General features: G+C 71.5%; 20 protein-coding genes. 15 read left to right on the plus strand and 5 right to left on the minus strand.

The window, feature by feature from the left end; genetic code table 11:
* Window positions 1-145 precede the first annotated feature (145 nt).
* The 8 genes from PV341_RS10285 to PV341_RS10320 all read left to right on the plus strand — a co-directional run bounded on the left by PV341_RS10285 (window position 146) and on the right by PV341_RS10320 (window position 7,746).
* On the plus strand, window positions 146-2,275 hold the full coding sequence (locus PV341_RS10285) for a DNA gyrase/topoisomerase IV subunit B (RefSeq protein WP_500321961.1): 2,130 nt from the start codon (window positions 146-148) through the stop codon (window positions 2,273-2,275).
* Between the two features lie 189 nt (window positions 2,276-2,464).
* A complete protein-coding gene (locus tag PV341_RS10290; RefSeq protein ID WP_500357429.1) occupies window positions 2,465-2,914 on the plus strand; it encodes a DUF485 domain-containing protein in 450 nt (149 codons plus the stop codon).
* The gene (locus PV341_RS10295; RefSeq protein ID WP_500357430.1) at window positions 2,911-4,518 is read left to right on the plus strand and encodes a monocarboxylic acid transporter; all 1,608 of its coding nucleotides are present in this window, start codon (window positions 2,911-2,913) and stop codon (window positions 4,516-4,518) included. Before PV341_RS10290 ends, PV341_RS10295 begins: the two co-directional genes overlap by 4 nt.
* 65 nt (window positions 4,519-4,583) lie before the next feature.
* Window positions 4,584-4,730 (plus strand): hypothetical protein, encoded by a 147-nt coding sequence (locus PV341_RS10300; RefSeq protein ID WP_500357432.1) that lies wholly within the window; start codon window positions 4,584-4,586, stop codon window positions 4,728-4,730.
* A 20-nt stretch (window positions 4,731-4,750) separates the two neighbouring features.
* Window positions 4,751-4,972, plus strand: coding sequence for a hypothetical protein (locus tag PV341_RS10305; RefSeq protein WP_500321955.1), 222 nt, complete (start codon window positions 4,751-4,753; stop codon window positions 4,970-4,972).
* On the plus strand, window positions 4,926-5,327 hold the full coding sequence (locus PV341_RS10310; RefSeq protein ID WP_500357434.1) for an SDR family oxidoreductase: 402 nt from the start codon (window positions 4,926-4,928) through the stop codon (window positions 5,325-5,327). Before PV341_RS10305 ends, PV341_RS10310 begins: the two co-directional genes overlap by 47 nt.
* Window positions 5,328-5,341: 14 nt before the next feature.
* A complete protein-coding gene (locus PV341_RS10315) occupies window positions 5,342-6,979 on the plus strand; it encodes a thiamine pyrophosphate-binding protein (protein WP_500357435.1) in 1,638 nt (545 codons plus the stop codon).
* A 17-nt stretch (window positions 6,980-6,996) separates the two neighbouring features.
* A complete protein-coding gene (locus PV341_RS10320) occupies window positions 6,997-7,746 on the plus strand; it encodes an IclR family transcriptional regulator (protein ID WP_500357436.1) in 750 nt (249 codons plus the stop codon).
* Window positions 7,747-7,752: 6 nt separating this feature from the next.
* Here the strand turns inward: PV341_RS10320 and PV341_RS10325 are convergent, their stop codons facing one another.
* On the minus strand, window positions 7,753-8,445 hold the full coding sequence (locus PV341_RS10325) for a response regulator (protein ID WP_500357438.1): 693 nt from the start codon (window positions 8,443-8,445) through the stop codon (window positions 7,753-7,755).
* Entirely contained in the window at window positions 8,442-10,070 is a 1,629-nt protein-coding gene (locus PV341_RS10330; protein ID WP_500321948.1) for an ATP-binding protein, read from the minus strand. The genes PV341_RS10325 and PV341_RS10330 overlap by 4 nt, the downstream gene beginning before the upstream one ends.
* A 232-nt stretch (window positions 10,071-10,302) precedes the next feature.
* On the opposite strand from PV341_RS10330, the gene PV341_RS10335 reads away from it, so the two are divergent.
* The 3 genes from PV341_RS10335 to PV341_RS10345 are packed head-to-tail and all read left to right on the plus strand — an operon-like array spanning window position 10,303 to window position 13,072.
* Window positions 10,303-11,118 (plus strand): ABC transporter ATP-binding protein, encoded by an 816-nt coding sequence (locus PV341_RS10335; protein ID WP_499514476.1) that lies wholly within the window; start codon window positions 10,303-10,305, stop codon window positions 11,116-11,118.
* Window positions 11,108-11,986, plus strand: a complete 879-nt coding sequence (locus PV341_RS10340) for an ABC transporter permease (RefSeq protein ID WP_500357440.1) — start codon at window positions 11,108-11,110, stop codon at window positions 11,984-11,986. The genes PV341_RS10335 and PV341_RS10340 overlap by 11 nt, the downstream gene beginning before the upstream one ends.
* 48 nt (window positions 11,987-12,034) lie before the next feature.
* A complete protein-coding gene (locus tag PV341_RS10345; protein ID WP_500321945.1) occupies window positions 12,035-13,072 on the plus strand; it encodes an ABC transporter substrate-binding protein in 1,038 nt (345 codons plus the stop codon).
* Here the strand turns inward: PV341_RS10345 and PV341_RS10350 are convergent.
* The 3 genes from PV341_RS10350 to PV341_RS10360 all read right to left on the minus strand — a co-directional run bounded on the left by PV341_RS10350 (window position 13,039) and on the right by PV341_RS10360 (window position 15,161).
* Complete coding sequence (locus PV341_RS10350; protein ID WP_500321943.1) at window positions 13,039-13,944, minus strand: ferredoxin family protein; 906 nt, start codon at window positions 13,942-13,944, stop codon at window positions 13,039-13,041. The two genes, PV341_RS10345 and PV341_RS10350, sit on opposite strands and share 34 nt — an antisense overlap.
* 159 nt (window positions 13,945-14,103) lie before the next feature.
* On the minus strand, window positions 14,104-14,340 hold the full coding sequence (locus PV341_RS10355) for a hypothetical protein (protein ID WP_500321942.1): 237 nt from the start codon (window positions 14,338-14,340) through the stop codon (window positions 14,104-14,106).
* 143 nt (window positions 14,341-14,483) lie between these two features.
* Entirely contained in the window at window positions 14,484-15,161 is a 678-nt protein-coding gene (locus PV341_RS10360) for a DUF6082 family protein (protein WP_500321940.1), read from the minus strand.
* A gap of 339 nt (window positions 15,162-15,500) precedes the next feature.
* On the opposite strand from PV341_RS10360, the gene PV341_RS10365 reads away from it, so the two are divergent.
* From PV341_RS10365 to PV341_RS10380, 4 genes are all read left to right on the plus strand, one after another.
* Window positions 15,501-16,508, plus strand: a complete 1,008-nt coding sequence (locus PV341_RS10365; protein ID WP_354796787.1) for a LacI family DNA-binding transcriptional regulator — start codon at window positions 15,501-15,503, stop codon at window positions 16,506-16,508.
* 249 nt (window positions 16,509-16,757) lie between these two features.
* Entirely contained in the window at window positions 16,758-18,170 is a 1,413-nt protein-coding gene (locus PV341_RS10370) for an ABC transporter substrate-binding protein (protein WP_500321939.1), read from the plus strand.
* A 37-nt stretch (window positions 18,171-18,207) separates the two neighbouring features.
* Window positions 18,208-19,182: a carbohydrate ABC transporter permease gene (locus PV341_RS10375; protein ID WP_500321938.1), complete on the plus strand. Its 975-nt coding sequence runs from the start codon at window positions 18,208-18,210 to the stop codon at window positions 19,180-19,182.
* 15 nt (window positions 19,183-19,197) lie between these two features.
* Window positions 19,198-20,079: a carbohydrate ABC transporter permease gene (locus tag PV341_RS10380; RefSeq protein ID WP_500357442.1), complete on the plus strand. Its 882-nt coding sequence runs from the start codon at window positions 19,198-19,200 to the stop codon at window positions 20,077-20,079.
* The last annotated feature ends 26 nt before the right edge of the window (window positions 20,080-20,105 follow it).

Consider the following 20,105-nt stretch of genomic DNA (forward strand, 5'->3'; position numbering starts at 1 on the left):
ATGTGTATCACTCGAACGAGGGATCGAACATGCCTTCGAAAAGGGGCTAGCATGATGCCCGTACCGGGTCGCGGCGAAACGGCCGTGCGTGACCTCGGTACCCTCTCACCGATACGGCTGAAGAACTTCATGAGGAGACGTTCGCGTGACCGCCGAAACATCCGTGCCGTCCACCGCGTTGCTGACCGGTGCAGATCGTGACGGCTCCAACTACACCGCGCGACACCTGCTCGTGCTCGAGGGCCTCGAAGCGGTCCGCAAGCGCCCCGGCATGTACATCGGTTCCACCGACAGCCGCGGCCTCATGCACTGCCTGTGGGAGATCATCGACAACTCGGTGGACGAGGCCCTGGGCGGCCACTGCGACCACATCGAGGTCGTCCTCCACGGCGACGCCTCCGTCGAGGTGCGGGACAACGGCCGCGGCATCCCCGTCGACGTCGAGCCCAAGACCGGTCTGTCCGGCGTCGAGGTCGTCATGACCAAGCTGCACGCCGGCGGCAAGTTCGGCGGCGGCTCCTACGCGGCCTCCGGCGGTCTGCACGGTGTCGGCGCCTCCGTCGTCAACGCGCTCTCCGCCCGGCTGGACGTCGAGGTCGACCGCGGCGGCCACACGCACGCGATCAGCTTCCGCCGCGGCGTCCCCGGCAGCTTCGCCAAGGGCGGCCCCGAGGCGGCCTTCGAGCCGGGCAACGGGCTGGACAAGGTCAAGAAGGTGCCGCGGGCCCGCACCGGCACCCGCGTCCGCTACTGGGCGGACCGTCAGATCTTCCTCAAGGACGCCAAGCTCTCCCTGGACACGCTCCACCAGCGCGCCCGCCAGACCGCGTTCCTGGTCCCCGGGCTCACGATCGTCGTCCGCGACGAGCGCCCCGACAACGGCTCGGAGGACGGGAAGCCGGTCGAGGACACCTTCCACTTCGACGGCGGCATCAGCGAGTTCGCCGAGTACCTCACCCCGGACAAGCCGATCTGCGACGTGCTGCGGCTGACCGGCAGCGGCACCTTCAAGGAGACCGTCCCGGTCCTCGACGAGCTCGGCCACATGACCCCGACCGAGGTCACCCGCGAGCTCGGCGTCGACGTCGCCCTGCGCTGGGGCACCGGCTACGACAGCACGCTGCGCTCCTTCGTGAACATCATCGCCACGCCCAAGGGCGGCACCCATGTGCGCGGCTTCGAGGGCGCCGTCACCAGGACGTTCAACGAGGTCCTGCGCGCCACCAAGCTGCTGCGCGTCGCCGAGGACGACATCGTCAAGGACGACGCCCTGGAGGGCATGACGGCGGTCGTCACGGTCCGGCTCGCCGAGCCGCAGTTCGAGGGCCAGACCAAGGAGGTGCTGGGCACCTCGGCGGCCAACCGCATCGTGGCCAACGTCGTGTCCCGCGAGCTCAAGGCGTTCCTCACCTCCACCAAGCGGGACGACAAGCAGCAGGCCCGCGCCGTCCTGGAGAAGGCCGTCGCCGCGGCCCGCACCCGGATCGCCGCCCGGCAGCACAAGGACGCGCAGCGCCGGAAGACCGCGCTGGAGTCCTCGTCGCTGCCGGCCAAGCTGGCCGACTGCCGCAGCGACGACGTGGACCGCAGCGAACTCTTCATCGTCGAGGGTGACTCGGCCCTGGGCACGGCCAAGCTCGCGCGCAACTCCGAGTTCCAGGCGCTGCTCCCGATCCGGGGCAAGATCCTCAACGTCCAGAAGTCCTCGGTCACGGACATGCTGAAGAACGCCGAGTGCGGCGCCATCATCCAGGTCATAGGGGCAGGCTCGGGCCGCACCTTCGACATCGACCAGGCCCGCTACGGCAAGATCATCATGATGACGGACGCCGACGTCGACGGCAGTCACATCCGCTGTCTGCTGCTGACGCTCTTCCAGCGCTACATGCGGCCGATGGTCGAGGCCGGCCGGGTCTTCGCGGCCGTGCCGCCCCTGCACCGGGTCGAGCTGACCAACCCCCGCAAGGGGCAGGACAAGTACGTCTACACCTACTCCGACCGGGAGCTGCGCGAGACGCTGCTGGAGTTCGAGCGCAAGGGCATCCGCTACAAGGACTCCATCCAGCGCTACAAGGGTCTCGGCGAGATGGACGCCGACCAGCTGGCCGAGACCACGATGGACCCGCGCCACCGCACCCTGCGCCGGATCAACATCAGCGACCTGGAGGGCGCGGAGCTCGCCTTCGACCTGCTGATGGGCAACGAGGTCGCGCCGCGCCGCGAGTTCATCGCCAACTCCGCCGCCACGCTCGACCGTTCGCGGATCGACGCCTGACGGACCGGTTCCCCGTGCCGGCGCCCTCCGCGGTCACCCACCCGTGGAGGGCGCCGAAGCCTCCCCACCCCCAGGAGTGGGGGACCATCACCCGATGAGGTGAAGGTTTCTGCTTGGAGGCTCCCGGATCTTCCCGCAATGTCCATGCTTGGGCGCACGGCCGATCGGCCCGTGAGGCGAGGAGAGTTCGTGAAAGAGCACGACCGGGCGGAAACCGGAGGGCTGTGGGTGGACGACCCCTGGTACGACGTCCTGGCCGCGGGGGAGTGGGAGGGCCCCGAGCCACCGCCGGTCTCCCTCCCGACGCAGGCCCGCCCGGCCGACGCGCACGCCCGGGTGTACCGCGAGGTGCAGGCCAGCGGCCCCTTCCAGGAGGTGCGTTCCCGGTACCGGCGGTTCGTCTTCCCGGCGGCCGCCGCCTTCCTCGCCTGGTACCTGCTCTACCTCGTCCTGGCGACGACCGCGCCGCGACTGATGGCCCGGCCGCTGGTCGGCGAGTTCAACGTGGCCATGCTCCTGGGCCTCGCCCAGTTCGCCACGACCTTCCTCCTGACCTGGGCCTACGCCCGGCATGCTCGGCTGCGCCGGGACCGGGCCGCCCTCGACCTGCGCTGGGACACCCAGGAGCGGATGCGGTGACCGGCAACCACCAGGGCCTGGCGCTGGTCCTCTTCACCGTCTTCGTCTCCGTCACCCTGGCGATCACCGCCTGGGCCGGCCGACGGCGCAGCTCGTCCGTGGAGTTCTTCGCCGGAGGCCGTCTCTTCTCCCCGCTGGAGAACGGATTCGCCATCGCCGGCGACTACATGTCCGCCGCCTCCTTCCTCGGCATCTCGGGGCTCATCGCGCTCTTCGGCTACGACGGCATGCTCTACTCCGTCGGCTTCCTCGTCGCCTGGCTGTTCGTGCTGCTGCTCGTCGCCGAACTGGTCCGCAACTGCGGCCGCTACACCCTCGCCGACGTCCTCACCGCCCGTATGCGCCAGCGCCCGGTCCGGATCGCCGCGGGCACCTCCGCGGTCACCGTCTCCGTGCTCTACCTGGTCGCGCAGATGGTCGGCGCCGGGAGCCTGGTCTCCCTCCTGCTCGGCGGTCAGGGATCGGCCGCCCGCACCTGGACCGTCATCGGCGTCGGCGCGCTGATGGTCTTCTACGTCGCCTTCGGCGGCATGCGCGCCACGACCTGGATCCAGATCGTCAAGACCGTGCTCCTCATGGGCGGCACGATCACCCTCACGGTCCTGGTCCTCGTGCGCTTCCACGGCGACCTCGGAGCGCTGCTGCGCTCGGCCGCCGACGGCAGCGGCCAGGGCCGGGAGTTCCTGGCCCCCGGCAGGCTGTACGGGCAGAGCTGGACCGACCGGCTGGACTTCATCAGCCTCGGCCTCGCCCTCGTCCTGGGCACCGCCGGGCTGCCGCACATCCTTTCGCGCTTCTACACCGTGCCCACGGCACGCTCGGCGCGGCGTTCGGTGGTCTGGGCGATCGGTCTCATCGGCGGCTTCTACCTGATGACGATCGTGCTGGGCTTCGGCGCGGCGGCGCTGGTCGGCTCGAACACCGTGCGCGCGTCCAACGCCGCAGGGAACACGGCGGTGCCGCTGCTCGCCCTCGACCTGGGCGGGGGAGCGGGCTCCACCGGTGGAACGGTCCTCTTCGCGGTCGTCGGGGCGGTCGCCTTCGCCACGATCCTGGCCGTCGTCGCCGGTATCACGCTCGCCTCGTCCGCCTCGGTCGCCCACGACCTCCACGCGACGCTGCGCCGTCGAGGGACCGCACCGGACGGCAGGCGGCGGGAGAACCAGGACGTGCGGGTGGCCCGGGTGGCCGCCGTCTGCATCGGCGGGGTGGCCATCGCGCTGAGCCTGTTCGCGCAGGGCCAGAACGTGGCCTTCCTGGTGGGGCTCGCGTTCGCGGTGGCCGCGTCCGCCAACCTGCCCGCGCTGATGTACACGCTGTTCTGGCGGAGGTTCACGACCCGCGGCACGGTGTGGGCGATCTACGGGGGTCTCCTCCCGGCGGTCGTGCTGGTGGTGCTGTCCCCGGTGGTGTCGGGCAGCCCGCAGTCGCTCTTCCCCGGCGTGGACTTCCAGTACTTCCCGCTGGAGAACCCGGGCCTGGTGTCCATCCCGCTGGGCTTCGCGGCGGGCTGGCTGGGCACGGTCCTGTCCCGCGAGCGCGCCGACGAGGACAAGTTCGCCGAGGTCGAGGTCCGTTCGCTCACCGGGGCCGGAGCGGTCTGACACCCGTTCCGCCTGGCGGAACGCTCTGATTGCCGCAGGCCCGCGGTGCCTCCACGCTGTGCGGCATGCCATCGAGCCGTGTGCGTCGGCTGCTGCGCGACGAGACGGGCGTGGCAGCGGTACTGGTCCTGCTGGTGCTCGTCGTGGGCATCGCCGAGCCCGAGTTCCTGACGCGGTCCAACCTGGCCGGGACCGCCCACAACGCCTGCTAGGTGGGGCTGATGGCGGCGGGATGGTCTTCGCCCTCGCCCTGCGCGAGGTCGACCTGCCGGCCGGCGGGGTGTACGCGCTCGGCGTGACCGTCGGCGCGGTCCACATCCGCGACGGCTGGTCCCCCTGGGCGGCGGCCGCAGCGGTGCTGGTGCTGTCGGCGCTGCCCGGGGCGGGCAACGCCCTCGTCGCGACGTATGTGGGGCGGGGCTGCCGACGTTCATCGTCACCCTCGCCTCCGTGATGATCAACTCCAGCGTCGCCGGACTCACCACCGACCCCGGCATCAGCGGCTACGCGGCGGCCAAGCACGCCCAGGCCGGGCTGATGCGCGTCGCGGCAGTGAGTGCGCCGCCCGCGGCATCCGCGTCAACACCATCCACCCGGCCCCCACCGACACCCCGTTCATGCGGCGCATCGAGACCGCCGCCACCGGGCAGCCTTCCGAGCACGCGGCCAGGGCGTTCGACGCGATGATCCCCCGCGGCCGGCACGCGGCACCCGAGGAGATCGCCCGCGCCGTGCTCCACCTCGCGGGCGACGACGCGAGCTTCACCACCGGAGCCACCGTCGCGGTCGACGGCGGCATGAGCGTATGAGAGGCGTACCCGCCATGACGACCGCCCTGCGGGCCCTGCTGGAGATCCTCGCCGACGAGGGGGTGGACCGGGTCTTCGGCAACCCGGGCACCACCGAACTCCCCTTCCTCGAGGCGCTGTCCGGGCCCGGCCCTTCGCCCGAGTACGTCCTCGGCGTCCAGGAGGGCTCGGTCGTCGCCATGGCCGACGGCTACGCCCGGGCCACCCGCCGTCCCGCCTTCGCCAGCCTGCACATCGCCGCCGGCACCGCCAACGGCCTGATCGGGATGCTCAACGCCCGGCGCTCCCGCACCCCGCTGGTCGTCATGGCGGGCCAGCAGGACCGGCGCCACCTGCTCCAGGACCCCATGCTCGCCGGGGACCTGGTCGCCCTCGCCTCCGGAGCGGCCAAACGGGCCGAGGAGGTGCACCGCCCCGAGGACCTGCCGCTCGTGCTGCGCCGCGCCTTCGCGCTGGCCCGGCAGCCGCCTCAGGGCCCGGTGTTCGTCTCCGTGCCGATGGACGTCCTCGAGGACGCCGCACCCGTGGAGGTCCCCGCACGCTCCCCCCTCGCGCCGCCCGGCCCGGCCGGCGGGCTCGACCGGGCGGCAGCCCTGCTGGCCGCCGCCGGACGGCCCGCGGTCGTCGCCGGTGACGGGGTCGGCAGGGACGGGGCTGTCGGGGCGCTGGTACGGGTCGCCGAGGCGCTCGGCGCGGTCACCTACCACCAGCCGATGAACGACCACCTGGACTTCCCCGGCTCCCACCCGCTCTACGCCGGACCGCTGCCGCCCGTCAACGCCCGCATCCATGAGCGGTTGAAGGGCCACGACGCGCTGCTCATCGCCGGCTGCCGGGCCTTCACCCCGCACCACTACACTCCCGGCCCGCCCGTCCCCGCGCACCTGACGGTCGTGCAGATCGACGCCGACCCCGCCGAACCGGGCCGCAACTTCCCCGTCGCCCTCGGCCTCACCGGGCCGCTGGACTCCTCACTGGCCGCGCTCGCCGGCCACCTGGCCCGCCTGGTCCCCGAGGACACCGCCCGCGAGCGGATACGGGAGGCGGGCGCCCGCCACGCCGAGGCGCGGGACCGGCTCGACCTGCGGGCCCGGTCCGCGGGGCGCCGTGCCCCGGTCGATCCGCTCGCCGCCGCGCACGCCCTGGCCACCGCACTGCCGGAGGAGGCGGTGCTCGTCGAGGAATCGATCACCGTCGGGGTGCACCTGCGCGGTGTGCTGCGCCGGGACCGGCCGGGCGGCTTCGTCCACACGGTCGGCGGGGGCCTCGGCTGGGGCATCGGCGCGGCCGTCGGCCACCGGCTCGGCGCGCCCGGACGCCCGGTGGTGGCCGTGCTGGGGGACGGCTGCGCGATGTTCGGGCTGCAGGGGCTGTGGAGCGCGGCGCACCACCGGGTGCCGGTCCTGTTCGTCGTGATGGCCAACGGCGAGTACCGCACCCTGAAGGACACCCTCGACACCCGTGGTGGCAGCCCCTCCGTCCCGCACCCCGGCCTCGACCTGGGCGAGCTCGACTGGCGGCTGGCCGCACGCTTCTTCGGCATCCCCGCGGTCCGTGCGGACGGGACGGAGGAACTGGCGCGGACGGTCGCGGCGGTGGGCGGGCTCGACGGCCCGCTGCTGGTCGAGGTGCCCTTGCGGGGGCACTCATGAGAGCCGAGGGTGCGACCGTGACGGAGAGCCGGTCGATGCTGGCCCGCGGGACCGCGCTGCTCGGCGCCTTCGCCGCGGGGGAGGACGGGATCGCGCTCGGCGAACTCGCCGCCCGCACCGGCCTGCCCAATTCGACCGTGCACCGGCTCCTCGCCGAACTGACCGCCGTCGGGCTCGTGGAGCGCGGGACGGACGGCTACCGGCTCGGCCTCGCCCTCTTCGAACTGGGCCAGCGGGTGCCGCACCGGCGGCTGCGCGAGGCGGCGCGGCCGTTCATGGAGGAGCTGTACGAGGCCACCCACGAGAACGTGCTCCTCGCCGTCGTCGACGGCGCCGACGCCGTCTTCCTGGAGAAGCTCACCGGCCGCCGCTCCCTGCGGATCATCTCCCGGGTCGGCGGCCGCCACCCGGCCTACTGCACCGCCACCGGCAAGGCGCTGCTCGCCTACGGGACCCCGCCCGGCCTGGCCGCGGTGCTCGGCGGCGGGCTGCGCCGTCGCACCCCGCGGACCATCGTCGTGCCGCGGCTGCTCCAGCAGGACCTCGTCCGCACCCGGACCCGCGGCTACGCCGTGAACCGGGAGGAGGCCGAGGTCGGCGTCTCCGCCGTCGCCGCCCCCGTCCACGGGCCGCGGCTGGGCCCGCGTCCCTTCCCCGTCGCCGCCGTCTCCGTCACCGGCGCCACGCGGGGGCTGCGGCCGGACCGCGTCGCGCCCGTGGTGTGCGCGGCGGCGCGGGCGCTGAGCCGTGAACTCGCCCGCCGGTGAACCGGGTCAGCCGGTGCGCGCCCACGCGTACCGGTGCTCGGGGCGGCCGGTGTCGCCGTACTTGAGGGTGAGGCTGATCCGGCCCTCGCGCTCCAGGAACTTCAGGTAGCGCTGCGCGGTGGAGCGGCTGATGCCCGCGCGTGCCGCGACCTCGTGGGCGGACAGCGGCTGCGCGGCCTCGGTGAGGACCTTGCGCACCAGGTCGGCGGTGGGTGCCGAGTGCCCCTTGGGCAGGTCCGCCGGTGCCGCACCGGCCGTGCGCAGCGCGCCGAAGATGCGGTCCACCTGCTCCTGGCCGGCCTCGCCGCGCCCGCCGACTCCGTCGAGCGTGCGGCGCAGCGCCGCGTAGGCGTCCAGCTTGGCCCGCAGCCCGGCGAAGCTGAACGGCTTGACCAGGTACTGCAGCGCGCCGAAGCGCATCGCCGCCTGCACGGTCGCCACGTCACGGGCGGCCGTCACCATGATCACGTCCGCGCTGTGGCCGAGCTGCCGCATGCGCCGCACCAGGGTGAGGCCGGTCTCGTCCGGCAGGTAGTGGTCGAGCAGGACGAGGTCGACGTGCATGCGCTCCAGCGTCGCCAGCGCCTGGGCAGCGGTGTGGGCGCGGGCAGTCACCCGGAAACCGGGGACCCTGGCGACGTAGGCCGCGTTGATCTCGGCGACGCGGAAGTCGTCGTCCACGACCATGACGTCGATCATCGTGCTTCCCCCGCGGACGCCCCGGAGGCCGCGGACGCGGCCGAGGTGAGTTCCGCGCCGGCCAGCGCCTCCGGCAGGACGACGGTGAAGACCGCGCCGCCGCCCGCGCGGGCGGTCACCCGGGCCATGCCGCCGTACCGTTCGGCGAGCCGCCGCACGAGCGCGAGGCCGAGCCCGCGGCCGCGGTGGGCCGGGGACCGCTTCGTCGTCCAGCCCTCGGCGAAGATCTGCTCACGGGCCTCGGGCGGTACGCCGGGGCCGTCGTCGGACACCCGCAGCACGACCGTCGTGCCCTCGGCGCGCAGCTCCACCTCGACCAGCGAACCCGCCGCGTCCAGGGCGTTGTCGATGAGGTTGCCGAGCACGGTGACCAGGTCCCGCGGGTCCACGACCCGGTCCGGGAGCAGGGTGACGGGGGAGACCGACAGGGCCACGCCCCGCTCCGCGGCGATCGCCGACTTGCCGACCAGCAGGGCGGACACCAGCGGGTCCCTGACCCGTTCCGCGACCTGCTCCGCGGAGGCCCGCTGGGCGTCGGCGACCTCGCCGACGAAGTCCACCGCCTCGTCGTACAGGCCGAGTTCGAGCAGCCCGAGCAGGGTGTGCAGGCGGTTGGCGTGCTCGTGGTCCTGGGCGCGCAGCGCGTCCAGCAGGCCGTGCGTGCTGTCCAGCTCCCGCCCCAGCCGCTCCAGTTCGGTGCGGTCCCGCAGGGTGGCCACCGCCCCGCCGTCCCCGGTCGGCATCCGGTTGGCGACCAGCACCCGCGCCCCGCTGACGGTGAGCAGGTCGGTGCCCGCGACCCGGCCGGCCAGCACGTCGGTCGTCCGCCCGGCGGGCAGCACCTCGTCCAGGGCGCGGCCGGCTGCGTCCGGACCGAGGCCGAGCAGCCGTTGCGCCTCGTCGTTGAGCAGCCGCACCCGTCCCCGGGCGTCCAGGGCGATGACGCCCTCACGGATGCCGTGCAGCATCGCCTCGCGCTCGTCGAGCAGCGCGGAGATGTCGGCGAAGGCGAGCCCATGCGTCCTGCGCTGCAGCCGCCGCGACACCAGCAGCGCCGCGAGTACGCCGACCGCGAGCGCCGCTCCCGCGTACAGCAGCAGCACCGGCACCGTGGCCAGCAGCCGCTCCCGCACGCTGTCGTACCCGATGCCCACCGACACGGCGCCCACGATCCTCCCGCCGGCCCCGTGCAGCGGCACCTTGGCGCGCGCGGAACGCCCGAGGGTGCCCCGGTCGATCTGCATGATCTCGCGCCCCGACAGGGCCACGCTGGGGTCGGTGGAGACGTGCCGGCCGATCTGGGCGACGTCCGTGTGCGACCAGCGCACACCGCGGGTGTCCATGACCACGATGTACAGGGCACCGGTGGCACGGCGGATCCGCTCGGCCTCCTCCTGCACCGGACCGGTGACGCTCGGGCGCGTGGTGACCAGGTCGTGGGCGAGCCCCGGGGTCGCGGCGGTGGTCTGGGCGATCGACAGCGCCTGCCGCATCGCCTGCTGGTCCAGCTGGGAGCTGAGCGGGGCGAGGAACAGCCCGGTGGCCAGGGTGATGACGCCGGTGGTGAGGACCACCTGGACGAGCAGCACCTGGGCGAAGACGCGGCGGGGCCAGCGGATGCGCATCTACGTCACCCCTGTCCTTCCCGGTCTTCCGCGCCCTTTGCGGAATTCGCCCGTCCGTTCGCCCGGCTGTGAACGCAACGTAAACGCGGCCGGGGCCCGCTGCCCAGCCCCCGTGGCCCTTTCGTTGTTGAAGCGCGAGCAAAACGAGCAGAACAGGGGGTTGTGGGCACAAGGCGCAGTTGTGACTGCAAGGGTGCCGCCGTGGCCGGGACCACGCCTACCGTCCCGGCGCATGAGCACACAGACCGGCCCCGCCATCGAACTGCGGGGAGCGAGCAAAGCGTTCCGGACCCCGTCCGGGGCCCTCCACACCGCCGTCCGCGACCTGGACCTGACCATCGGCCGCGGGGAGTTCGTGGCCGTCGTGGGCCCGACCGGCTGCGGCAAGTCCACGACCCTGACCCTGGTCAGCGGGCTGGAGGAGCCCACCGAGGGCGAGGTGCTGGTCGCCGGCGAGCCGGTGCGCGGCATCGGCGACAAGGTCGGCTACGTCTTCCAGCAGGACGCCGTCTTCCCCTGGCGGACCGTGCTGTCCAACGTCATGGCCGGCCCCCGCTTCCGCGGCGTGCCCAAGGCCGAGGCCAGGGAGCGGGCCCGTGAGTGGCTCGCCCGCGTCGGCCTGTCCGCCTTCGAGGACCGCTACCCGCACCAGCTGTCCGGCGGCCAGCGCAAGCGCGTCGCGCTCGCCGCCACCTTCGTCAACGACCCCGAGATCCTGCTCATGGACGAGCCCTTCTCCGCGCTCGACGTGCAGACCCGCGCGCTGATGTCCGACGAGCTGCTGGAGCTGTGGTCCGGCACGGGCGCCTCGGTCGTCTTCGTCACCCACGACCTGGAGGAGTCCATCGCGCTCGCCGACAAGGTCGTCGTCATGACCGCCGGGCCGGCCACGGTCAAGGAGGTCTTCGAGATCGACCTGCCGCGCCCGCGCCAGGTCGAGTCCGTGCGGCTGGAGCCGCGGTTCATCGAGATCTACCGGGAGATCTGGGCCTCGCTCGGCGAAGAGGTCCGCATCACCCGCGAGAGGGGTGCGGCCGATGTCGCCTGAGACCGTGGCGGCCCCCTCGGCCGCCGTCGCCAAGGACCCCGCGGGCACCGACCGCGCGCGCTCGCGCGCCCGTGCCGCCCGCAACCGGAGTTACCTCGTCCACGGCAGCCGCGTGCTGCTGCTGGTCGCCGTCCTCGGGCTGTGGGAGTGGCTGGCCAGGGCCGGGGCCGTCGACCCCTTCCACTTCTCGATGCCCTCCAGGATCTGGGAGCAGATCCGCACCTGGGCCGTGGACGGCACCGCGCAGGGCACCCTGTGGGAGCAGATCTGGTACACGCTCTACGAGGCCCTGCTCGGCTGGGTCATCGGCGTCGTCGCGGGCGTGGTGCTCGGCATCGCCCTCGGGCGGATCCATTTCCTCTCCGACGTCCTCGGCCCGTACATCAAGGTGCTCAACGCGCTGCCGCGGATCGTGCTCGCGCCGATCTTCCTGATCTGGTTCGGACTCGGCCCGGCCTCCAAGGTGGCCTCCGCCGTCGTCCTGGTCTTCTTCCCGGTGTTCTTCAACGCCTTCCAGGGTGCCCGCGAGGTCGACCGCAACCTGGTCGCCAACTCCCGCATCCTGGGCGCCCGCGACCGTCAGGTCACCTTCCAGGTCGTCATCCCCTCGGCCACCTCGTGGATCTTCACCAGCCTCCACGTGAGCTTCGGCTTCGCCCTCATCGGCGCCATCGTCGGCGAGTACATCGGCGCCACCAAGGGCCTGGGCCTGCTGGTCGCCGCCTCGCAGGGCACCTTCAACTCGGCCGGCGTGTACGCCGCGATGGCGATCCTGGCGGTCGTCGCGCTGCTCGCCGAGGGCCTGCTGACCTTCCTGGAGAAGCGGCTCTTCCGCTGGAAGCCGGGCGAGGCCGGCTCCGCCCGCTGACCCCGCCACCGCCTCCCGCCCACCCCCCTTCACAAGGACGTGAACCAGATGCGCGCAACCCTCAGGGCCGCGGCCGCCGTCGCCGCCTCCGCCGTCGCCCTCACCACGCTCACCGCGTGCGGCGGCGACTCCGCCTCCGCTTCCGGCGGCAAGGGCGACAAGGTCAAGATCATGGTCGGTGGCCTGGACAAGGTCATCTACCTGCCCGCGATGCTCACCGAGCGGCTCGGCTACTTCAAGGCCGAGGGACTGGACGTCGAACTGCTCACCGAGCCGGCCGGCGTACAGGCCGAGACCGCGCTCGTCTCCGGCGACGTGCAGGGCACCGTCGGCTTCTACGACCACACGCTCGACCTGCAGGTGAAGGGCAAGCAGGTGGAGTCCGTGGTGCAGTTCTCGCAGGCGCCCGGCGAGGTGGAGATCGTCTCCAACGCGGCGGCCGGCGACCTCACGGGCCCTGAGGACTTCAAGGGCAGGAAGCTGGGCGTGACCGGCATCGGCTCGTCCACGGACTTCCTCACCAAGTACCTGGCCGTCAGCAACGGCGTGAAGACCAGCGAGTTCACCCCGGTCGCGGTCGGCGCCGGGCAGACCTTCATCTCCGCGATGGAGCAGGGATCGATCCAGGGCGGCATGACCACGGACCCGACCGTGGCCACGATCCTGGACAAGGGGCTCGGCAAGGTGCTCATCGACATGCGCACGCCGGAGGGCTCGCGGCAGGCGCTCGGCGGGCTCTACCCGTCCTCCAGCCTCTACATGCAGACGGAATGGGTCAACAGCCACAAGGAGACGGTGCAGAAGCTCGCCAACGCCTTCGTGAAGACGCTCCGCTGGATGTCGACGCACAGCGCCGCGGAGATCGCCGCGAAGATGCCCGCCGACTACGCGCAGGGCGGCGGGCAGGAGCTCTACGTCAAGGCGATCGAGAGCACGCTGCCGATGTTCACCAAGGACGGCGTGATGCCCGAAGGCGGACCCGAGACGGTGGAACGGGTCCTCAAGGCCTTCAACCCCAACCTGCAGAACGCCCAGGTGGACCTGGGCAAGACCTACACCACGGAGTTCGTCAAGAGCGCCGGCTGAATGCCGCTGATCTCCATCCGCAGCGGCGCCCCCAGGGCCGCCCCGCAGCTCTCGGGCCGGGGCGGCTCCGCCGCGACCGGCGTCACCGCGACGTCCCAGGCCCGGCCGTCGCGGTGCCGCACGCGGGTACCGTGCTCGCCGTCCACGGTCAGCGCCTCGGCGTTCAGCTCGCCGGTCAGCCGCCGCACGGCCAGTTCGGCGGCCTGGCCCGGACGCTCCCACGCGGAGCGTCCGCGGCAGCCCTCCAGCACCATGCCGCCCTCGCGGGCGGCCGCCAGCACCTGCCGGGCCAGCGCGGCGTCGACCCGGCCGTAGGCGTAGCCGTACGGCAGCACCAGCATCGTCGGCGAGAACCGGTGCCCGCCCAGGTGGGTCACCTCCCAGACCTCACCGAGCCCCGAGGCGGCCAGCTCCGCGGCGAGCGGCCGGCCGTTGAGGGCGCAGCAGCGGTCGCGCTTGCCGTTGGTGCAGACGAGGGCGAGCGGGTCGCCCTCGTACGGCATCCCGAAGCCGCGGTGGTCGCCGCGGCCCAGCGCCTCGAAGTCCAGGCCCAGCAGTGCGGCCGGGTCCTCCACGACCGCGTCCCGCACCCAGGAGCCACCCGGCACGGTGTGCGCCACGTACGCCGTGCGCCGCCGCACGTCATGCCGGTCCGCGTGCCGCCCGGGCCGCCGGATCAGCCCGACCCGTACCCCGGTACCGGCCGCGGCCCGCTCCAGCGCCCTGCCCACCCGCGGATCCAGATGGCTCCCGGTCAGCGCCTTGGGACCCCACGGCCCCGGCTGCTCCAGCAGCAGCCAGGTCCGCGCGGTGGCCGCCGTCGCGGCGACGGGCTCCGCCAGCGAGCTGGACGCGGAGGTGCAGGTGCTCATGAAGGTAAGCCTAACCTTCCGCACCACCCCCGGCTCTCCCGCCCCTCCCGTATTACGTCGGGTGCTCGTCGAAGGGGCTCGGGATGGCCCGACACGGCATGGTGCGGCCTCCCCCTCCGAGCAGTTCGCGGGGGAGGCCGACAGTTCGCGAGCGGCGGATTAGAGGTCCGGGATGTCCTGTTTGGCGCGAAGGAGCGTGTCGCGAGTGATCACTACGATCCGCTCGTAGTCCGCCCGGGCCGCGTCGCCCGGAAGTTTGCCGTCCAGGTCAGCTGTGGCATCGGTGCCGATGACTGCAAAGTTGCCATCGGACAACTCGAAGATATCGGGGCATGTCGCGGCGGCGGTGCTTCCGCGTTCGCGAGGTGAGGCCCCGATTCTGCGCACGATCTCCACGCTGATCCATCCCGTTCCGGGAGGTCGCGCCGTTCCGTGAATGGCCCCTTCCCTCCCATGAGGCTTCGAAGATCCTTTCTCTCTAGTGGATCGAGTGCTTCCAGGGTGCAGTTTTGGTGTAGCCGTGACAGAAATTCAGCCGATCAGGGGTACCGACCTCCGCCATTGGCTTCCAGTTCTCTGATGAACGCGTCCACCATCGCCCCGAGCCGCGCTTCGTCGCCGGTGGGGTCTAGGCGTGCCTGACGGAACGGTCGGGACCACGTCCAGTACTCGCGGAACCGGCGGCTCTTCACCAGGTCGCGCAGCACCTGTTGGAACTCGATCGCGGACAGGCTGCCCAGGCGCAACACAAAGAGGTGATGGGTGAAGATCATGTTGGCGTACAACAGTTCTCGGGCCTGATCGGCGGGAACGGTCTCTAACTCCGGCCACACGGAAGCCAACTCCGGGTGCTCAATGCCGATCTTGAGGAGTTCGACGTGCAAGGTGCGCAGCTCCGCCTCGGCGGTGCGGTAGAGCTGGTTGTGCGTGCCACTCAACTCCTTCCGCTGGGCTGCCAGTTCCCGTCGCTGGAGGTGGGCCTTCCGCTGCTGCACACCGAAGGTCACGAGCACCGCCGCCAGCGCCAGTCCGGAGAACGCGGCGTTGGCGGCCATGAAGGTGGGGGCGGCGGAGTCCTGGCCGGGGCCCGAAGGGGAGGCGAGAGTCACCATGAGCTTGCCCAGGGCCACGGCGACGGCGGCCGTGAGCACCAGGACGGCGGTGACCCCGATGACCAGCAGGGCGGCGATTCCGCCCACCTCTCTGGAACGCGCCATGTGACCCCCCGATCGGCGCCCGCCCGCCCGTCATGGCGGCGGCAGCCCGAAGAAGCGAAGCTCCGGGCAGGTACGAGCGGCTCTGATCGACTGCCTCGGAGAGGTGAGAAGCACGCAGGGACGTACGGGTCCGGCACCCGCCGTCGAAATGAGTGTTACCCACAGGGAACGGTCGTGAAGCGCGCCATTCAGGACAGGTGGGTGTTGTATTGGCCCAGGTTGAGGGTGAGGCGACGCTTCGGTCCCTCCTGCCACGGCGGCACCCCCGGGTGCCGGGCGTCCCAACGGTCTTGCGCATGAACGCAAACCACTTGCACGCCATGTCGTATGCTTGCGCTCATGACGCGACGGCTTGCCGAAGTAGCGAAGAAGGTCGGGGTCAGTGAGGCCACCGTCAGCCGTGTGCTGAACGGGAAGCCGGGGGTGTCGGAGGGCACCCGGCAGGCGGTGCTCACGGCGCTGGACGTGCTGGGGTACGAGCGGCCGACGCAGTTGCGGGGCAACCGGGCCCGGCTGGTCGGGCTGGTGCTGCCGGAGCTGCAGAACCCGATCTTCCCGGCCTTCGCCGACATCGTGGGGGCGGCCCTCGCCCAGCAGGGCCTGACGCCGGTGCTGTGCACGCAGACCGCGGGCGGGGTGTCGGAGGCGGACTACGTCTCGCTCCTGCTGCAGCAGCACGTCTCCGGCGTGGTCTTCGCCGGCGGTCTGTACGCGCAGGCGGACGCGCCGCACGACCACTACCGCCTGCTGGCCGAGCGGAACCTGCCGGTGGTGCTGATCAACGCCGCGATAGAGGACCTCGGTTTCCCGCGGGTGTCGTGCGACGACGCGGTCGCCGTGGAGCAGGCCTGGCGGCACCTGTCCTCGCTGGGCCACGAGCGGATCGGCCTGCTGCTCGGGCCCACCGACCACATGCCGTCGCGGCGCAAGCTGACCGCGGCGCGGGCCGCGGCCGCCGCGGGCGGCGGGTCGCTGCCCGACGAGCACGTCGGGCGGGCGATGTTCACGCTGGAGGGCGGCCAGGCCGCGGCCGCCAAGCTCTGGGAGCGCGGGGTCACCGGGATCATCTGCGCCAACGACCCGATGGCGCTGGGCGCGGTGCGGGCGGCGCGCCGGCTGGGGCTGTCCGTGCCCGGCGACGTCTCCGTGGTCGGTTACGACGACTCGGCGTTCATGACCTGCACCGACCCGCCGCTGACCACGGTGCGGCAGCCCATCGAGGCGATGGGCCGCACCGCCGTCGAGCTGCTCGCACTGAAGATCGCGGGCAAGCAGGTGGCCTCCGACGAGCTGCTGTACGAGCCCGAGCTGGTCGTCCGCGGGACGACGGGGCCCGTGCGCGGCTGAGCGGCCGCGCGCCCCCGCGGACCGGGCGGTTCCGACGTCGTCGGAACCGCCCGGTCCGCGTTTGCGGCCTCGGGGTTCCCGCTCCGTTCCCGGTGTTCGCGTGCTTCGTTGCCGAGCTGCGCAAGGCCGTCAATCTTTTGCGAAATCTGCGCGAGATCTTGCGGACACCTGTTTGTGGTGCTTGAGTGTGCGACGCCCCCGCTGCGTGTGGTCGGGGGCTTCCACGCTCATGCCCGAAGGGGACCACCGATGAGAAGCTCCTGGTTCCGCCCCGCTCGCCGTGCCTCCGCGGCCACGCTCGTCTCCGTGATGGCCCTGGCCGTCCTCACCGCCTGCGGCACCAGCAGCAGTGCGGACAACGACAACGACGCGGGCGGCGGTTCGTCCGACCCCACCGCCCCGCTGGACCCGAAGGCCAAGGTCACGCTGACCATCGACTGCATGCCGCCGGCCGCGAAGAAGGCGGAGCTCAAGGAGTGGAAGGAGGACGTCGCCGCCTTCAACAAGAAGTACCCGAACGTGACGATCGACGGTAAGTCGACGCCCGGCCAGTGCGAGGAGCCGGCCCGCTTCACGGCCGCGCTGAAGGCCAAGTCCCAGCCGGACGTGTTCTACACGTACTTCACCGACCTGCAGCAGGTGCTCGACAACGACGGCGCCGCGGACATCTCCGCGTACGTCACCGACAAGACCGTCCCGGCCCTGAACGACATCGACCCCAACGTGCTGAACGTCCTGAAGAAGGACGGCAAGCTCTACGGCCTGCCCACCAGCAACTACACCATGGGCCTGCTGATCAACCGCAAGCTCTTCCAGCAGGCCGGCCTCGACCCCAACAAGCCGCCCACCACCTGGGAGGACGTGCGCACCGCGGCCAAGGCGATCGCCGGCCTCGGCAAGGGCATCGCCGGGTACGGCGACTACAGCGCCCAGAACACCGGCGGCTGGCACTTCACGGCCACGATGTACGGCCTGGGCGGCGACGTCGTCTCCGCGGACGGCACCAAGGCGGGGTTCAACACCGACCTCGGCAAGCAGGTGGTGCAGAACCTGCACGACATGCGCTGGACCGACAACAGCATGGGCCAGACGCAGCTGCTCAAGTGGGGCGACCTGCAGAAGCAGATGGCCACCGACAAGCTCGGCATGTTCCTGGCCGCGCCGGACGACATCACGTACATGGTCCAGCAGCTCGGCGCCGACTACGCCAACTTCGGCATGGGCCCGATCCCCGGCGGCAAGGCCACCCTCTTCGGCGGCAACGATTACATGATCAAGAAGGGCAGCTCGCCCGACAAGATCAAGGCCGCCATCGCCTGGCTGAACTTCAAGACGCTCAGCGTCGGCAAGGGCCAGTTCGAGTACGCGCGCTCCAAGGCGGACGGCCTGCCCGTCGGTCTGCCCCAGCCGGCCTTCTTCATCGGTGCCAGCAAGACCAAGGACGACCAGCTGAAGACCGAGAGCGCCACGATGCCGGTGGAGAACTTCCGCGCCTTCATGGACAACCCGATCCCCGGCAAGGCCGAGCCGCCGAAGGCCCAGGAGATCTACAAGGTCCTGGACAACGTGATGTCCGGTGTCCTCACCAACAAGAGTGCGGACCCCGCCAAGCTGCTGTCCACCGCGGAGACCCAGGTCAACCAGGTCCTCGCCAACCAGTAGCCCAGGCCCCCTCGGCACCCGGCACCCAGGAGCGACGATGTCGGCCCCCAGCGCCCCCACCCTGCCCACCAGCACTCCCGCGAAGAGCCGGTCGCGCCGTACGGTGCGCCGCCCCGCCCCGGACGGCCGCCGTCCGGGGCGGGCCGGCCGCGCCCTGCGCCGCAACCTCACCGCGCACGGCTTCCTGATCGGCGCCGTGCTCTGCTTCGGGTTCTTCTCCTGGTACCCGATGGTCAGGGAGGTCCTGCTGGCCTTCCAGAAGACCGAGGACGGGGCCACCACCTGGGCCGGCTGGTCGAACCTGAACTACGTCTTCCACGACCCCGCGTTCTGGCAGGCCTGGCGCAACACCCTGCTCTTCACCGCCCTGGCGCTGCTGCTCGGCTTCGCGGTGCCGTTCGTCATCGCCCTGCTGCTCAACGAACTACGGCACGCGCGGGGCTACCTGAGACTGCTGGTGTACCTGCCGGTGATGCTGCCGCCGGTGGCCTCGGTGCTGCTCTTCAAGAACTTCTACAACCCCGAGTACGGCCTGTTCAACCGCATCTTCGAGGTGCTGCACCTGCCCCAGCAGCAGTGGCTGCAGTCCACCAGCACCTCGATGCTGTCGGTGGTCATCGCCTCCACGTGGATGAACATGGGCGGCGCCACCCTGATCTACCTGGCCGCGCTCCAGGGCATCCCCGGCGAGCTCTACGAGGCCGCCGAGCTCGACGGCGCCGGGCTCCTGCGCAAGATCTGGCACGTGACGATCCCGCAGACCCGGCTGATCCTGTCGCTGATGCTGCTCATGCAGATCATCGCCACGATGCAGGTCTTCACCGAGCCGTTCCTGCTGACCGGCGGCGCCGGCCCGGAGGGCTCCACCACCACCGTCGTCTACCTGATCTACCAGTACGCCTTCAGCTTTAACAACTACGGCAGCGCCGCGGCGCTCGGCCTGGTCCTGCTCGTACTGCTGGCGGTCTTCTCCGCCGGGTACGTGCGGCTCAGCCGCGCCACGGACGAGTAGGGCGGGGAACCACCGATGAGCAGCAGCACCCGAACGCTGATATCACCGACGCAGCTGGCCAGCCGCCGCGGCAGGATCGTCTACCGGACCGTCCTCGCCCTGGTACTGGTCGCCTTCACGCTGGTCTTCCTCGGCCCGCTGTACTGGATGGCCTCCAACGGCCTGAAGTCCACCCAGGAGTTCGCGCAGATCCCGCCCACCGCCTTCCCGCAGGCCCTGCACCCCGAGAACTACAAGAGCGCCTGGGACGTGATGGACCTGTCCCACCTGCTGCTCAACACCCTCTGGTACGCCTTCGGGGCACTCGCCTTCCAGCTCGTGTTCGACGTGGCGGCCGCCTACTCGCTGTCCAAGCTCCGTCCGGTGCTGGGCAACGTGATCCTCGGGATGATGCTCGCCACGCTGATGATCCCGGCCACCGTCCTGGTCGTACCGCAGTACCTGACCGTGCTGGACGTGCCGATCTTCCAGCGCAACCTGCTCAACTCGCCCTGGGTGATCTGGCTGCCGTCGGTCACCAACGCCTTCAACATCTTCCTGCTGAAGCGGTTCTTCGACTCGGTGCCGCAGGAACTGCTGGACGCCTCCGCCATCGACGGGGCCTCCCAGCTGCGCACCCTGTGGTCGATCGTCCTGCCGATCTCCCGCCCGATCCTCGGAGTGGTCTCCATCTTCGCGATCGTCGGGGTCTGGAAGGACTTCCTCTGGCCGATGCTCACCCTGCCCGACCCGACGAAGCAGACGCTCAACGTCGGCATCTACTCGCTCGCCAGCGGGGTGCCGGAGAACTGGCTGGTCGCGGCCATCGCGATGGCCTCGGTGCCCACCCTGCTGATCTTCCTGATCTTCCAGCGCAACATCATGAGCGGCCTCACCGCCGGCGGCCTCAAGGGCTGAGGCCCGGCCCCGACGGCCTCCGGCCG

This window comes from Streptomyces sp. PA03-1a (assembly GCF_033792805.1).
GTDB lineage: Bacteria > Actinomycetota > Actinomycetes > Streptomycetales > Streptomycetaceae > Actinacidiphila.

Excerpts from the sequence above, each read along its gene's own strand:
- PV341_RS10350 (WP_500321943.1), bottom strand. The coding sequence starts at position 13,944 with ATGAGCACCTGCACCTCCGCGTCCAGCTCGCTGGCGGAGCCCGTCGCC.
- PV341_RS10380 (WP_500357442.1), top strand. The coding sequence starts at position 19,198 with ATGAGCAGCAGCACCCGAACGCTGATATCACCGACGCAGCTGGCCAGC.
- PV341_RS10335 (WP_499514476.1), top strand. The coding sequence starts at position 10,303 with ATGAGCACACAGACCGGCCCCGCCATCGAACTGCGGGGAGCGAGCAAA.
- PV341_RS10375 (WP_500321938.1), top strand. The coding sequence starts at position 18,208 with ATGTCGGCCCCCAGCGCCCCCACCCTGCCCACCAGCACTCCCGCGAAG.
- PV341_RS10300 (WP_500357432.1), top strand. The coding sequence starts at position 4,584 with ATGCCATCGAGCCGTGTGCGTCGGCTGCTGCGCGACGAGACGGGCGTG.
- PV341_RS10315 (WP_500357435.1), top strand. The coding sequence starts at position 5,342 with ATGACGACCGCCCTGCGGGCCCTGCTGGAGATCCTCGCCGACGAGGGG.
- PV341_RS10370 (WP_500321939.1), top strand. The coding sequence starts at position 16,758 with ATGAGAAGCTCCTGGTTCCGCCCCGCTCGCCGTGCCTCCGCGGCCACG.
- PV341_RS10305 (WP_500321955.1), top strand. The coding sequence starts at position 4,751 with ATGGTCTTCGCCCTCGCCCTGCGCGAGGTCGACCTGCCGGCCGGCGGG.
- PV341_RS10360 (WP_500321940.1), bottom strand. The coding sequence starts at position 15,161 with ATGGCGCGTTCCAGAGAGGTGGGCGGAATCGCCGCCCTGCTGGTCATC.
- PV341_RS10340 (WP_500357440.1), top strand. The coding sequence starts at position 11,108 with ATGTCGCCTGAGACCGTGGCGGCCCCCTCGGCCGCCGTCGCCAAGGAC.
- PV341_RS10325 (WP_500357438.1), bottom strand. The coding sequence starts at position 8,445 with ATGATCGACGTCATGGTCGTGGACGACGACTTCCGCGTCGCCGAGATC.
- PV341_RS10310 (WP_500357434.1), top strand. The coding sequence starts at position 4,926 with ATGTGGGGCGGGGCTGCCGACGTTCATCGTCACCCTCGCCTCCGTGAT.
- PV341_RS10365 (WP_354796787.1), top strand. The coding sequence starts at position 15,501 with ATGACGCGACGGCTTGCCGAAGTAGCGAAGAAGGTCGGGGTCAGTGAG.
- PV341_RS10330 (WP_500321948.1), bottom strand. The coding sequence starts at position 10,070 with ATGCGCATCCGCTGGCCCCGCCGCGTCTTCGCCCAGGTGCTGCTCGTC.
- PV341_RS10345 (WP_500321945.1), top strand. The coding sequence starts at position 12,035 with ATGCGCGCAACCCTCAGGGCCGCGGCCGCCGTCGCCGCCTCCGCCGTC.